Origin of the sequence: Vibrio sinaloensis, assembly GCF_023195835.1 — a bacterium.
Taxonomy (GTDB): domain Bacteria; phylum Pseudomonadota; class Gammaproteobacteria; order Enterobacterales; family Vibrionaceae; genus Vibrio; species Vibrio sinaloensis_C.
This window is the reverse complement of sequence record NZ_CP096199.1, coordinates 201,106-216,548: the sequence shown is the minus strand read 5'-3', so window position 1 is coordinate 216,548 and position 15,443 is coordinate 201,106. Positions and strand designations below refer to the sequence as shown.

The window sequence follows — 15,443 nt, the reverse complement described above, 5'->3', positions numbered from 1 at the left end:
AATTAAAAATTAAAGGAAATATCTATGTTGGTATCAAAAGAAGGTCAGAACATTCCAAACGTAACTTTTCCAACTCGTCAAGGTGACGCTTGGGTTAACGTCAGCACTGAAGAGTTGTTCAAAGACAAAACAGTGATTGTGTTTAGCTTACCCGGCGCGTTTACTCCGACCTGTTCATCAAGCCACTTACCTCGCTACAACGAGCTGTTCCCTGTGTTCAAAGAGCACGGTGTGGACGAGATCCTGTGTGTCTCGGTTAACGATACCTTCGTGATGAACGCTTGGAAGCAAGATCAGGAAGCAGAAAACATCACCTTTATTCCAGACGGCAACGGTGAGTTCACGGATGGCATGGGGATGCTGGTTGACAAAAACGACTTAGGTTTTGGCAAACGTTCATGGCGTTACAGCATGCTAGTGAAAAACGGCGTCGTAGAAAAAATGTTCATTGAGCCTAATGAGCCAGGCGACCCGTTCAAAGTGTCTGATGCCGATACTATGCTCAGCTACATTGCGCCAGACTACAAAACACAAGAATCAATCACTGTGTTCACTAAACCAGGGTGTCCGTTCTGTAACAAGGCGAAGCAAAACCTGATTGATCACGGCCTTCAGTATGAAGAGGTTGTGCTAGGTAAAGATGCGACAACCGTTAGTTTACGTGCAATTTCAGGCCGCTCTACCGTGCCGCAAGTCTTTATTGGTGGTAAACACATCGGTGGTAGTGAAGAGTTGGAAGCATTTCTAGGCTAAGTAACCCGTCTACTAAGTGAAACAAAGCGCTCGCCAATCGGCGAGCGCTTTTCTATTATCAAGCATATCGTTCCCACTATGAGTCACCGTATGAGCTGTCGAGACTGCCGTTCCCACTGGTTTTGGAAAAAGATAGGCCGCTGTCAACGCTGCATGGATCAACTGACGGTGCTTTCTGTGCTGTGCTGGATCGTTTGGTGGTGGCTCTATCGTGATAATCCACAGAGTATCGAGTCGATCGCTTTGATCTTTGCCGGTTTCGCATTCAACGCCCTGTTGTTTCTGCACCTATGGATGCGGTTTGTCATTTTGCCGTGGAAGCGACGTAACGGAAAGTTGGACGAATGAGATAAGTGGTTGAGTTTCGACCATAAAAAAAGCCCCAATACCAATATCTGGTTTGGGGCCTTCTTAGATTCTTCTAAGAAAAAGCAGTGGTACTTTAATAGACCGAGCTTCTTCTCACTAGTTCCCAATAAAATCGATCTTTTTTGATCTTTTATTGTTCACTTTGATATTCAATTAATTACGCAACGTTAACTCGAACGATCGCTTGCTCCACGAGATTCACTTCCAACGCAACTTCATCACAAGCGTGTTGACGTGGACACTGCTCACAGTCTTTGAGTACCTTTTCTGGCAACAGCGATTTTGAAGTAGGTAGAAACGCCTGCTTCATAAAGAACTCAGGGGTGCGAGTTAAGACAAACACCTTTTTGATCGCCATCTGACGGGCTTTTTCAACCAAGTACTGCACGATTGCCGTTCCTTGTCCTTGACCTTGCCAGCCAGCCTCAACCCCCAAAGAGCGGATTTCAGCTAAACCGGAGTCATACACATAGAGTGAGGCGCAACCTGTGACTTCTCCATGATGCTCTGCTACCGCAAATGAACCAATATCACGAACAAGCTCACTGCGAGAACGAGGCAAGTTTTCTCCCATGTTGGCCCAGTAGGTAACCATGCCCTCAAGTGCTTCGATATCTGTCAAACGTGCAGGGCGTACTTTCACTGCCGAGGTATCACGCTTGATTAAACGTCCTTCCGCTTGCTCAACTGCGTGGGCAACTTGTTTAGGTGAAACCCCACCCAAAGCACTGCGTTTTTCTAGACATGATTCAATGGTCAGAATGGCGTAGACATCCTCTTCAATCACCTCAGAGAACTCTTTCAGTTCTGCGATAGAGAGTTCTTCAAGTGCACACCCTTTGGCAATGGCTCCGACCACAGCGACACCAACAATATGGTGCGCTTCACGGAATGGAATGCCTTTCGCCACCAGGTAATCGGCAAGTTCAGTCGCGTTCGCATAACCTTGCTTCGCCGCTTCCAAAGTGCGCTCCTGATTGACCTTAATGCCATCAAAGCACAGCGCCGCCATTTCCATACAGTCGTTCCAGGTATCCAGCGCGTCAAACAGCCCTTCTTTGTCTTCTTGCATATCTTTGTTGTAGGCAAGAGGTAGGGCTTTGACTGTCATCATCATTGCGGCCAATGAGCCGTAGACACGACCTGTTTTACCACGGATAAGCTCCAACGCATCTGGGTTTTTCTTCTGCGGCATCAATGAAGATCCTGACGTGACCGTATCAGCCAACTCAATAAAGTTAGACTCTCCTGAGTTGTAGAAAATCATATCTTCGGCAAGACGCGACAGGTGCAACATCGAGATAGAGGCCACCGACATCAGCTCCATCACATGATCGCGATCAGACACAGAGTCGAGCGAGTTGCGGGTTGCGCGGCGAAACCCTAAGTTATGCGCCACTTTTTCACGGTCAATCGGATAAGCAGTACCGGCCAATGCCCCCGAGCCTAGTGGGCAGGTATCGAGACGTTTGATCGCATCATCTAAACGTGAGTAGTCACGCTCGAACATTTCGACATAGGCTAAACACCAATGGGCAAATGTCACCGGCTGGGCGCGTTGTAAATGGGTGTAACCAGGTAACACTGTGGTTTGATGCTGCTTCGCCACCGCCACCATCTGAGCTTGCAGACGATCCAGCGCCATCAGCAGTTGTTGACCCTGTTGACGACACCAAAGCTTAAGGTCGGTTGCCACCTGATCATTACGCGAACGGCCTGTGTGCAGCTTTTTGCCTAAATCGCCGACTTTGCTGATCAACTGCTGCTCAACCCAAGAGTGGATATCTTCAGCGTCTGAACGCAAGATTTGGTGCGGGTCTTCCATCACCTCTAATTTCAGCTCATTCAGTGCAAGCTCTAGCTTTTGCTGCTCTTCTTCGTTTAGCACATCGACAGAGAATAACGCTTTTGACCATGCGATAGAGCCCACGATATCTTGCTCAGCCAATCGGTAATCGAAGCGCAACGAATCGTTAAATTCTTTGAATCTTGTATCTGCTGCTTGGGTAAATCTTCCGCCCCATAATGCCATCGCGTTTCTCCTGATTACCAATATTCGCTCGTAATGCGAAGTGTGATATTGCTCTGATTGACTCTGGATTAAATCCAGTATTGTATGATGGTTCAAACTTACGGCAAAACAACACAAAAATAAAGTATAAATTCATTATTTTTACATATTTATTCATGATAAATATTTAAGTCGTCGGCTATCTAGCCCTAATAGAAAAAGCCCACTTGCATAGCAAGTGGGCTTTTATCGTTTATCGAGCGTTTGACTATTTCTTCAGACTATTCAGCGCACGGATACGGCTTGAAAGCGAGTAAAGACGGATAAAGCCTTCTGCATGGCTCTGATCGTACACTTCGTCTTCACCAAAGGTCGCGAACTGCTCACAGTACAAGCTGTTTTCCGAACGTTTTTGCGTTACCGTTGCCATGCCTTTGTAGAGTTTGACCACGACTTCGCCATTGACGTCTTTCGCCAGTTCTTCAGCCGCTGCCATAATGGACTTACACAGTGGAGTGAACCAACGGCCATCGTAGACTAGGTGCGATGCTTTTACGCCCAACTCTTCACGGAACTCAAATGCGGTTTTATCCAGCACCAGTTGCTCAACCGCGCGCAAAGCTTCCATCATGATGGTGCCTCCTGGGGTTTCGTAACAGCCACGAGACTTCATCCCAACTAAACGGTTCTCAACAATATCGATACGACCAATACCGTGCTTCGCACCTTTGTCGTTTAGGTAAACCAACGCGTTATACGGAGTCATGGTTTCTCCGTCTACCGCAACGACTTCGCCTTTTGCTACTTTCAGTGTTACATATTCTGCTTCATTCGGTGCTTGCTCAGGGTCAACCGTCCAAGCCCAGCAATCTTCGTTTGGCGCATTCCAAGTTTCTTCCAACACGCCGCCTTCGGTAGAGATGTGCCATGCATTAGCGTCGCGTGAATAAATTTTGGTCAGAGAGGCAGTACAAGGAATATTACGCTCCGCAAGGTAATCTAGACACTCTTCACGGCTAACGAGGTCCCACTCACGCCAAGGCGCAATCACATGCAAATCCGGGGCAAGCGCGGCAAAGGCACCTTCAAAACGCACCTGGTCATTACCTTTACCAGTACAACCATGACATAAGGCATCTGCACCCACTTTACGTGCAACTTCAACTTGAGCTTTGGCAATAATAGGACGTGCCATGGACGTACCCAGTAAGTACTTACCCTCGTAGTAAGCACCGGTTTTTAGCGTCGGGTAGATGTAATCGGCCACCATCTCTTCTTTCAAGTCGGCGATGTAACACTCAGAGGCACCTGATGCTTTGGCTTTCTCTTCAATGCCGGCCAGCTCTTCTTCACCTTGACCCACATCGGCAACGAAGGCCACGACTTCACAGTCATAGTTCTCTTTCAGCCATGGAATGATCACTGAGGTATCCAGACCGCCAGAGTATGCGACAACTACTTTATTTACTTGAACTTTGCTCATTTTCTTTTCTCCAAATCCCGGCGCTGCGCTTGGCGGTCAGTGCTACGGGTACTTCCTATGTTTAATCTGTATCGCTAGCGCCTAAGCGCTAACGTGAAATTTGTTGCGACTTTATGCCTTAGGCAAAAACTGAGTACCGATGCTTTGCCCGGCAAACAGTTCAGCGAGCTTCTCTGGGTATCGCCATGTCGCCACTTCAATCGGACGCCCTAAGTCATTGGCCGCCTCGAGTGCAGCGTTGACTTTGACAATCATCCCATCGGTGATCACATGACCATTGATGAGGCTCTGCGCCTGCTTCTCATCCAGGCTTTTAATTAAGTGGCCTTTTCCGTCCAGCACTCCGCTGACATCAGATAGCAGAACCAATTCAGCGTCGAGGGCACCAGCGACCGCAACCGCAGCCTGATCCGCATTGACGTTCATCATCTGTCCTTGCTCTGTTAGCCCAATGGAACTGATGATCGGCAGCGCACCCGTACTGAGTATCGCTTGCAACACCGTCGAGTTACCTGGCGTCGCTTTGCCTACCGCACCTAGCTCAGGGTCGAGCTCTTGCACGTGACATAAGCCACCATCGGCAAGACTTAAGCCCACCGCATTCAGGCCATCTTTAATCGCTTGCCCCTGCAGCATCTTATTGGCTGTTCCGGCTAAGGCTCCCGCTATCACTGGGATTTGCTCATACGGCGTCACTCTCAAACCGTCTTTCTTGACCGTTTTAAGTTGCAGTTGAGCCATGAGATCGTCCACCAGATAACCTCCCCCGTGGACGATCACAATTCGTCGCTGAGCTTGCTTTTGGTATTGGGCAATCGCACCAAATACCTGGCTTAACGTCTCAGTACACGACAGTGCAGCACCGCCTAATTTGATCACTAATGGAGTAAGATTGTTATCTGTCATCACTTGTTCCTTGCTGCTCTTTAACTACACAAGAGCAGATAGCTCTGGGAATCCGTAGTGGATGTTTAAACATTGCATCGCTTGACTTGATGCACCTTTAAGTAAGTTATCAATCGCAGATACCACGATGATATGCTCACCTTGAACCTTCCAGCCGATATCGCAGAAAGGCGTATTTTCAACATTATGTAACTTAGGCAGAGCATCAGCGAGTAAACGCACTGCCGGTTTATCTTGATAAGCTTGATTGAACGCCGCGTCCACTTGAGATTCGCTCACGCCCGGCGCCAACTTCATGGTAATCGTGGCCAAAATACCGCGCTTAAAGTTGCCTAAGTGAGGAGTAAAAATAACCTGAGTCCCTAAATGATTGGCGATTTCAGGTTGGTGACGATGATTAAATACGCCATAAGGCTGCAAGCTCACTTCACAAAAGCTATTGGTCATCGAGGCTTTACGCCCAGCGCCAGACACACCACTGGTGGCGTTGATCACCGGCCACTGCTGGGTATCAATCAACTGTTGTGCAAGCAAAGGTTTGATTGCCAGTTGCGAAGCGGTTGGGTAACAGCCCGGAACGGCGATCAAAGCACTCTGTTTGATCCCTTCGCTGTTCCATTCGGCTAATCCATACTCTGCTTGGTCTAACCAAGCGGCATGCTGGTGTTCAAAGCCGTAAAACTCACTGTAGAAGCCATCTTGTTGCACACGAAACGCGCCCGATAAGTCGAATACCTGACAACCATGTTCAAGGAAGATTGGCGCTAAATCGTGGCTGACTTCATGCGCGGTAGCCAAAAACACCACATCACACTGCTCGGCAACACTGACCACGTCATTTAATGCTTCAACGATATGAGAAAGCTGCCCGGCCAACTTGCCGTGCAGCTGTGAGATATCTTTCCCAGCATCAACACTGTTGGCGGACACATACAAACCTGTTAGCGTAAGCTTTGAGTGTTTGTGCACCATCAGAGCAAGTTCTGCTCCGGTGTATCCGCTTGCGCCGATGATTGTGGTTTTAAGCATCTCAGACATCCATATTTGACTCAAAATCGCCACTCTCATAGTGACTATTAATTTAAATTATTCGCCTTTTATTGGTTTTTTATTCAATAAAAGTGATTTAATATGTGTTTTACCTTCTTAACCGAAATCTGTCAACAGGGAATGTAAACTAATTATGCAATTACCAAGCTTTCTAGAGGTCTACCGCGGCCTAATCTCGACCTCTTCAATTAGCTCGACTGACCCTAGTTGGGATGAAGGCAACGCCCAAGTAATTGAAAAGCTGGCTACTTGGCTTAAAGACATCGGCTTTGAAGTGAATCTAACCGAAGTAGAAGCGGGCAAATTTAACCTGATTGCCAAAAAAGGCGCTGGCGAAGGTGGACTGCTGCTTGCCGGTCACAGCGACACCGTTCCCTTCGACCAAGGGCGTTGGACCTATGAGCCCCATGCGTTGACCGAGGCCAACAACCGGTTTTATGGTTTAGGCACCGCCGATATGAAAGGTTTCTTTGCTTTTATTATTGAAGCGGTTAAAAAGGTCGATTGGAGTCAGCAGACCAAGCCTCTATATATACTGGCCACCTGCGATGAAGAGACCACCATGCTCGGCGCACGTCATTTCACCGACAACGCTCCGTTCAAACCGGATTACTGCATTATTGGTGAGCCCACCAGTCTGGTGCCGATTCGCGGCCACAAAGGCCACGTAGCCAATGCTGTGCGAGTGACCGGAAAGTCAGGCCACTCGTCTGATCCTGCACTCGGCGTGAATGCGATAGAAATCATGCATGAGGTGCTGTTCGCTCTGATGCAACTGCGTGACAAACTGATCAAAGAGTACCATCACCCTGGCTTTGCCATTCCGAGCCCGACCCTTAACCTAGGCCACATTCACGGTGGTGACAGTGCCAACCGTATTTGTGGTTGCTGTGAGCTGCACTATGACGTACGTCCTCTGCCGGGTATCAGTTTAGATGGCCTAGACAACATGCTGCGCGGTGCGCTTAAAGAAGTCGAAGCCAAATGGCCAGGGCGCGTATCGATCACGCCACTGCATGAGCCAATTCCGGGTTATGAGTGTCAACACGACCACCCTTTTATTGACGGCGTAGAGGAAATCTGTGGCATCGAGTCGCAAACCGTCAACTACTGCACCGAAGCCCCGTTCCTCCAGCAGTTGTGTCCAACTCTGGTCCTCGGGCCCGGATCGATTGATCAGGCTCATCAACCTGACGAGTATCTGGCGTTCGAGTACATTGACCCGACTATCGATGTTCTGGCAAAAGCGATGCATAAATATTGTTTTTAGAGGCGAGAGGCGAGAGGCGAGAGGCGAGAGGCGAGAGGCGAGATTAGTGTCTCTTTGCAGAGGCACATACTGTCAATATTTTTCACACTCAAGATTCTATCCGCTCGCAATCTGGCCCCATGTCTCTGAGGACGAAGTTCCTTCTAAGCTCTCGCAGGGCGAAGCCCGATCTCGGAGCGAAGTACTCTGTAGGGATACCGTCCGTTCTGTAAGAAAGTTTCAACATATTTAGTCAATATCAACACATGCAATGCGTTACATTCACTTGCACAATATTTGCAAACTTAGCCTACAGTATTTGACTCGCTGCGACATTTTTCGCTAGATTGTCTACCTAACAAGGAACATTGGATGTAATTTTTTTACAAGGCAGGATGATAATGAACGAGAAATACTCTGCACTCAGAAGCAATGTCAGCATGCTCGGGCATTTGCTCGGCAACACCATTAAGGACGCACATGGTGAGGTACTTCTAGAGAAAGTAGAAACCATTCGTAAACTCTCCAAATCGGCGCTCGCAGGCAATCAACAAGACCGCGAAAGCTTGATAGATGAGATCAAGAGCCTGCCTAATGATCAGCTCACTCCGGTGGCTCATGCCTTTAACCAGTTTCTCAATCTGACCAACATGGCCGAGCAGTACCACACCATTTCACGTCACTGTGACGCGCATGTGTGTGAGCCTGACGCCATCAATACGCTGTTTGCCAAACTTGGCCAAAACAACATCAGTAAGCTTGATACCGCTCAGGCAGTTCGTGATCTAAATATCGAGCTGGTGTTGACTGCTCACCCGACAGAAATCACTCGTCGCACCATGATTCACAAGCTGGTTAAGATCAATAAGTGTCTATCTAAGCTTGAGCTGGGCGATCTTTCCGTCAAAGAGCGACACAAGACAGAACGCCGTCTGGAGCAGCTCATTGCTCAGAGCTGGCACTCAGATACCATCCGCCAGCAACGCCCAACTCCGCTTGATGAAGCCAAATGGGGCTTCGCTGTGGTTGAGAACTCACTGTGGGAAGCGGTACCTGACTTCTTGCGTGAGCTGGATGAGCGCCTAGAAGGTTATCTTGGTGAAGGGTTGCCTATTGATGCGCGCCCAGTGCATTTCTCATCTTGGATGGGTGGCGACCGCGACGGTAACCCATTCGTCACGCACACTATTACCCGTGAAGTCTTGCTGCTGTCTCGCTGGAAAGCCGCAGATCTCTATCTTGGTGACATCAACGAGCTGGTCAATGAGCTGTCGATGACGCAATGCAACGATGCGGTTCGTGCCCTTGCGGGAGACGACCAACACGAACCGTATCGCGCGGTGTTGAAAGAACTACGTGCGCTACTCGACGAAACTAAAGAGATCCTCGACGCGAAAATCCTTGGCCAGAAACTGGCAGTGAAAGCGCCACTGCAACGGGTCGAGCAACTATGGGAGCCGCTTTACGCGTGTTACCAATCGCTGCACGAATGCGGAATGGGCATCATCGCTGACGGTTCACTACTCGATACCCTGCGTCGTATTAAAGCGTTCGGCATCCACTTGGTTCGACTTGATATCCGTCAAGAGAGTACTCGTCATTCGGATGTGCTGTCTGAGCTAACCCGCTACCTAGGCATTGGTGATTACGACCAGTGGAGCGAGCAAGATAAGATCGCTTTCCTAACCAACGAGCTAGCATCGAAACGACCGCTACTTCCACGCGACTGGCAACCATCAGAGCCAGTACAGGAAGTACTGGATACCTGTAAGATTATTGCCGCTCAACCACGTGAAGCGTTTGGCGCTTACGTGATTTCAATGGCTCGTACTGCCTCCGATGTTCTGGCGGTACACTTGCTACTACAAGAGTCGGGCTGTCCTTACCGTATGGATGTGTGCCCACTGTTTGAGACCTTGGACGATCTCAACAACGCCGAAGCGGTGGTGAAACAGCTGATGGGCATCGACCTCTACCGTGGCTTTATTCAAAACCATCAAATGGTCATGATTGGCTACTCGGATTCTGCCAAAGACGCTGGTGTGATGTCGGCGGGCTGGGCGCAATACCATGCGATGGAGTCTTTAGTTAAAGTCGCGGAAGAAGAAGGCGTCGAGCTAACGCTATTCCACGGTCGCGGCGGTACTATCGGCCGCGGTGGTGCGCCTGCACATGCTGCATTGCTGTCTCAGCCACCAAAGAGCTTAAAAGGCGGCTTACGTGTCACCGAACAGGGCGAGATGATTCGCTTTAAGCTTGGCTTACCTGAAGTGGCGGTCAATAGCTTTAACCTTTACGCCAGCGCCATTTTGGAAGCCAACCTTCTGCCGCCGCCGGAGCCAAAGCAAGAGTGGCGCGATCTGATGAACGTCCTGTCTGAAGTGAGCTGTGAGTCTTACCGCAATGTCGTTCGAGGCGAGCCTGATTTCGTGCCTTACTTCCGCCAAGCCACGCCAGAGCTTGAGCTAGGTAAACTGCCGCTCGGATCTCGCCCCGCTAAGCGTAACCCCAATGGCGGTGTCGAGAGCTTGCGTGCGATTCCATGGATCTTCTCGTGGAGCCAAAACCGCTTGGTTCTGCCTGCTTGGCTCGGTGCTGGTGAAGCGATTCAATACTCGATTGATAAAGGACACCAAGCGCTACTGGAAGAGATGTGTCGCGAATGGCCATTTTTCTCCACTCGCCTAGGTATGCTAGAGATGGTTTACACCAAGTGTAATATGGAAATCTCTCGCTACTACGATGAGCGTCTGGTTGAGCCAAAACTGCAACCTCTCGGCGATCGTCTGCGTGAGCAGTTGCAAAAGGACATCAAAGCGGTGCTCAACGTCGAGAACAACGAGAACTTGATGCAGAGCGACCCTTGGGGTCAAGAGTCGATTCGTTTACGCAACATCTATGTTGAGCCTTTGAACATGTTGCAAGCTGAGCTACTCTATCGTACCCGTCAGAGTGACACCGCCTCTCCTGAACTCGAAGAAGCCTTGATGGTCACCATCGCAGGTATTGCAGCAGGTATGCGTAACACCGGTTAATCGCCTGGATACCCCCTAAACACAACAAGGTTGATGCGCAGGCATCAACCTTTTTCCTTGCAACACCATCGCACCAAAACCAGTTATTCTTACCCCAGAAAAGACATTTAAAACCACTTGGCAACATAACCAACCAAAAAATAAAAGCAATTGAGAGTTTTATCAGTTTTTTGGTCTATTTTGTCCATCTATTCTACTTTATGCTTATTATTTAGATATACTACTCGACCACTGTGGCATTACATAATATCTACACGCCACAACCCTTCGATAATCCTATTATCGATCCTAGGTGATAAACACGGCTTTATAAGGTGACATGACCAACTTTGTTGGTGCCACTTGTACTACTGATGATCAGTGCCTAAAGAAGCACGACAGTAATGAGTGGTTAATTTTGTAGTTTATTGACCATTTGGATTGAAGACATGTCATTACCACACGTTATTTTAACTGTTCTAAGCACCCGTGATGCGACCGGGTACGATATCACTAAAGAATTTTCTGCCACCATTGGTTACTTCTGGAAAGCAAGCCACCAGCAAGTCTACCGTGAGCTCAATAAAATGGCTCAAAACAATCTCGTCACGTGCGTGCTTGAACCTCAAGAAGGCAAACCTGACCGTAAGGTGTATTCGATTACCGATGCAGGTCGCGTCGCCTTAGGTGAATGGTTCGACCAACCAACCGCACACCCAACCGTTCGTGATGAGTTTTCAGCCAAATTGATGGCTTGTGCAGTGCAACCCTCAGAGCCTTACCGTGCTCAACTGGCTGAGCTGGTTGAAGAGTCACGCAAGCTGGTTAATCACTATCAAGAGATTGAAAACGCTTACTACCCAAGTACCGCAACCTTAGACAAGCAGCAACGCCTAGAGCGTTTAACCCTGCGCAGAAATCTACTCCTGCGCCAAGCTTGGATTGAGTGGGCACAAGAAGTGTTGACCGAACTCGACGCGATTGGTTAATCGTTCCTAGCAGCGAGAGCCTAGTTCCTAGAAACCCAACTCTAGGAACTAGTAAACCAATAAGATTCTGAATCACGCTCGTACCTCGCTGTTCAGAATGACGCCCTTTCCTGAAACTAGGGACTAGAAACTAAACCCGATTCAACACCGCTCTTAGTTTAAGTGGTTTCACAGGTTTAGGAATAAAACTAAACCCATTCGACTTAATCCCATCGAGCATATCATCGGTCCGATCGGCACTGATGATCACCCCGATAAAACTGTCTCCCATGCGCAATCGACACTGCTGCAATACTTCAAGTCCAGTACGTCCATGATCCAAGCGATAATCAGACAAAATCACATCGGGCATCCAATGTTCATCGATCTGCTGCAAAGTCGATACAAGGTCGACCGCGGTACGCACCTGACAACCCCAGCGGCTGAGTAAGTTCTCCATACCCACCAAAATGTCTTGCTCATTATCGACACACAGCACGTTGAGATGGCTAAGATCAGAAACACTGGCAGAGGGCACCGCTTTGACCGGTTCTACCGCCTTTTCGCTGCGTGCCAATGTAATCGAAAACACACTGCCTTTGCCTGGCCATGAGCGCATGGTGATTTGGTGTCCCAACACGTGAGCAATCCCTTTTGAAATCGCCAGCCCTAATCCTAAACCTTGGTCTGAACGCACTTGGCTTCCTCGGTTAAACTCCTCAAAGATCTCCTGCTGTTTATCTTCGTCGATACCGACGCCGTTATCCCACACGTCAATTCGCGCTTGTCCTCCAACTCGTCGCACACCGAGTACCACTTTGCCTTTAGGGTTGTAACGAAACGCATTGGTAAGGAAGTTTTGCACCACACGGCGCAGCAACTTAGGGTCCGACTCCACAATCAGCTGACTTGGTATCATCGAAAACTCAATCCCTTGCTGCTTAGCCAAGGCGCTAAACTCGGCATTGAGGTTGGCCAACACGTCATTAATGGCAAAGCCATGCACGTGCACATCCAGCTTTCCCGACTCAAGACGCGAGATATCGAGCAAATCTCCGATCAAATCTTCGGCCGCGCCTAACGCACTCTCGATATGCTGCGAAAGCTGCTTGGTCTCCGGCTCACGCGCGACTTCAGATAACGACGACGCAAATAAGCGCGCCGCATTGAGAGGTTGCATTAAGTCATGACTCACCGCGGCTAAAAAGCGCGATTTAGACTGAGACTCAAGCTCAGAACGCTGTGTGGCTGCCACCAACTTTTTGTTTAACTGCTCAAGCTCTTGAGTGCGCTCCTTTACCCGCTCTTCCAAGGTTTCATTGGCATCTTTTAGCGCCTGCTCAGCATCGCGGAACACGGTAATATCGGTAAAGCTCATCACAAAACCGCCACCGGGCATTGGGTTACCTTGCACTTCGATCACGCGTCCGTCTGGACGAACCCGCGATGAGGTGTGCCGCGTGCCTTGCTCCAAATGATAAACCCGGCGGCGCACGTGCTCTTCAGGATCGCCAGGACCGCACAAGCCGCACTGGGCATTATGACGGATTACATCGGCAATCGGCCTACCCACTTGGATCAAGCCGGCAGGAAAGGTAAACAGTTCGAGATAACGCTGATTCCAAGCCACCAACCGCAGTTGCTTATCGACCACCGCAATGCCCTGTCCGATATGTTCAATCGCCCCCTGCAATAGACCGCGGCTAAAGTCGTACAGCTCTGAGGCTTCATCGACAATCGTCGCGACCTCTTCAAGCTGCATATTCCTGCCTTGCAATGCCGAAGTAAGGACTAACTTCGCAGAAGAGGCACCAAATACCCCAGCTAGCACCCGCTCGGTATGACGAATTAACGTCGATGGCGCTTGCTGATTGGGCATCAAAGTTTCGCGCTGCTGCTGCCAATAGTGACGAAATGCACTGCGTACCCGTTGCCGCCCGACAAAGCGTGAGGCCAACATTTCCAGCTCGCCCACCGTCACTCGACTTTGGTACAGGCTCATATTTTCGCTCTCTGGCAGCGGCGTGCCAACAAACGAAGCAGATTGCAAGCGCTCACTGAGACTGGCGCGCGTCACGCTCGAGACCAGCACGTAACAAAGGGTGTTCAACGTTACACTGAGGACGATGCCCCAGTCCGAGTTGCTCACGTCTAACGCTTGCAACCAGTCTGGCGGAGTGATCATCCACAGTAAGAAGTTATTCTCAGCACTGCCCGCCAGCATATCGGTTTGGCTCATGAGAGTGACCAGCCACAGGGTAAAACCCACCGCTAGCCCGACATACACACCTTTGCGGTTGCCTTGGCGCCAGTACATGCCCCCGATTAACGCCGGAGCAAACTGGGTGATGGCGGCAAAAGAGAGAAAACCGATGGCAGAAAGTGAGTGAATACTTCCTAATGCTTGATAAAACCCCCACGCGCCGAGTAGTAACAACAAAATTAAACCACGGCGGATCACCAATAGCAGCCCTGAAAAATGGCGATGGGTGCGCTGAGAAAGACGCATTCGACGCAGCAACAGCGGCATCACCAAATCGTTGGAGACCATGATCGCTAGGGCAATCGTCGACACAATCACCATGCCGCTCGCCGCCGAGGTGCCGCCTAAAAAGGCCAGTAACGCGACATCTTGCGCCCCAACCGCCATCGGCAAGCTGATCACGTAAGTATCGGGGCTGGCATCGGTCAACAGCGCCTGGCCTACCCAAGCGATCGGCAACACAAACAGTCCCATTAAAATCAAGTAAAGCGGAAACAGCCAGCGGGCGGTATGCAGGTCTTGAGCGCGCTCATTCTCCACCACCATGGTATGAAACTGACGCGGCAGACAGACAATTGCCAGCATAGTGAGAATGGTGTGGATCAAAAGAGTGGGAAAATTCGGCGCTTGATAGGTTTGTCGCGCGACCTCTATTAGCTCAACATCGGTGCGCTTGAGCGCCAAAAATAGAATAAATAGGCCAACGGCTAAAAACGCTACCAGCTTAATGATGGATTCAAAAGCGATGGCCATCATCATGCCGCGATGGTGCTCGGTATTGTCGATGTGCCGCGTACCAAACAGCATAGTAAACATCGCCAGCGCCAACACCACAAACCATGATACGTCAAAGCCGGAACCTTCAAACTGGCCGGATAAATCCGGGGCGATAATCTCCAACCCCATGGTGATACCGCGCAGCTGCAAAGCAATATAAGGTAAGATGCCTGCCACCGCGATAAGGGTGACCACCACGGCGAGCCCTTGAGATTTGCCATAGCGCGCGGCGATAAAGTCGGCGATTGAGGTGATATGTTCTCGTTTGGCGGTAAGGATCAATCGCGCCAAGATCCGCCAACCTAAGGTAAAGACCAGGATCGGGGCAATGTAGATGGGGAGAAACGACCAAGGGTTGCTACTTGCTTGCCCTACCGTGCCGTAAAACGTCCATGAGGTGCAATACACCGCAATCGACAAACTGTACACCCAAGGTCGCCACTTCGCGAGCCACGAGTGGCGCTTGTCGCCATACCAAGCGATGACAAACAGTAAACCGAGGTACAGAAGCGATACAGTGATCACGAGCCAACCTTGCATCAGATATCCTTATCTTTTGACGGCACAAAAAAGCTCTCCACATCGGAGAGCTTTTATTTA

Annotated in this window: 10 protein-coding genes; 5 read left to right on the top strand and 5 right to left on the bottom strand. The window is 49.7% G+C overall.

Annotated features, from left to right (window positions below; genetic code table 11):
- Positions 1 to 24 precede the first annotated feature (24 nt).
- Both MTO69_RS01010 and MTO69_RS01005 read left to right on the top strand, forming a co-directional pair.
- Positions 25 to 753 carry a glutathione peroxidase gene (locus MTO69_RS01010; RefSeq protein ID WP_248330350.1) on the top strand — a complete coding sequence of 243 codons (729 nt, stop codon included), beginning with the start codon at positions 25 to 27 and terminating at the stop codon, positions 751 to 753.
- 90 nt (positions 754 to 843) lie between these two features.
- Complete coding sequence (locus MTO69_RS01005) at positions 844 to 1,101, top strand: DUF3624 domain-containing protein (protein WP_248330348.1); 258 nt, start codon at positions 844 to 846, stop codon at positions 1,099 to 1,101.
- Positions 1,102 to 1,279: 178 nt separating this feature from the next.
- Here MTO69_RS01005 and argH read toward each other — a convergent pair whose 3' ends face one another.
- The 4 genes from argH to argC form a co-directional block, all read right to left on the bottom strand.
- Positions 1,280 to 3,154, bottom strand: a complete 1,875-nt coding sequence (gene argH, locus MTO69_RS01000) for an argininosuccinate lyase (protein ID WP_248330346.1) — start codon at positions 3,152 to 3,154, stop codon at positions 1,280 to 1,282.
- Positions 3,155 to 3,401: 247 nt separating this feature from the next.
- Positions 3,402 to 4,616 (bottom strand): argininosuccinate synthase, encoded by a 1,215-nt coding sequence (locus tag MTO69_RS00995; protein ID WP_248330344.1) that lies wholly within the window; start codon positions 4,614 to 4,616, stop codon positions 3,402 to 3,404.
- A 111-nt stretch (positions 4,617 to 4,727) separates the two neighbouring features.
- Positions 4,728 to 5,522 carry an acetylglutamate kinase gene (argB, locus tag MTO69_RS00990; protein ID WP_248330342.1) on the bottom strand — a complete coding sequence of 265 codons (795 nt, stop codon included), beginning with the start codon at positions 5,520 to 5,522 and terminating at the stop codon, positions 4,728 to 4,730.
- Positions 5,523 to 5,546: 24 nt separating this feature from the next.
- Positions 5,547 to 6,551: an N-acetyl-gamma-glutamyl-phosphate reductase gene (argC, locus tag MTO69_RS00985; RefSeq protein ID WP_248330340.1), complete on the bottom strand. Its 1,005-nt coding sequence runs from the start codon at positions 6,549 to 6,551 to the stop codon at positions 5,547 to 5,549.
- 154 nt (positions 6,552 to 6,705) lie between these two features.
- Here argC and argE point away from each other — a divergent pair, with 154 nt between their 5' ends.
- From argE to MTO69_RS00970, 3 genes are all read left to right on the top strand, one after another.
- The gene (gene argE / locus MTO69_RS00980) at positions 6,706 to 7,842 is read left to right on the top strand and encodes an acetylornithine deacetylase (protein ID WP_248330338.1); all 1,137 of its coding nucleotides are present in this window, start codon (positions 6,706 to 6,708) and stop codon (positions 7,840 to 7,842) included.
- A 380-nt stretch (positions 7,843 to 8,222) separates the two neighbouring features.
- The gene (ppc, locus tag MTO69_RS00975) at positions 8,223 to 10,856 is read left to right on the top strand and encodes a phosphoenolpyruvate carboxylase (protein WP_248330336.1); all 2,634 of its coding nucleotides are present in this window, start codon (positions 8,223 to 8,225) and stop codon (positions 10,854 to 10,856) included.
- 428 nt (positions 10,857 to 11,284) lie between these two features.
- A complete protein-coding gene (locus MTO69_RS00970; protein ID WP_248330335.1) occupies positions 11,285 to 11,824 on the top strand; it encodes a PadR family transcriptional regulator in 540 nt (179 codons plus the stop codon).
- Positions 11,825 to 11,954: 130 nt separating this feature from the next.
- Here MTO69_RS00970 and MTO69_RS00965 read toward each other — a convergent pair whose 3' ends face one another.
- Positions 11,955 to 15,383: a PAS domain-containing hybrid sensor histidine kinase/response regulator gene (locus tag MTO69_RS00965; protein ID WP_248330333.1), complete on the bottom strand. Its 3,429-nt coding sequence runs from the start codon at positions 15,381 to 15,383 to the stop codon at positions 11,955 to 11,957.
- Positions 15,384 to 15,443 lie beyond the last annotated feature (60 nt).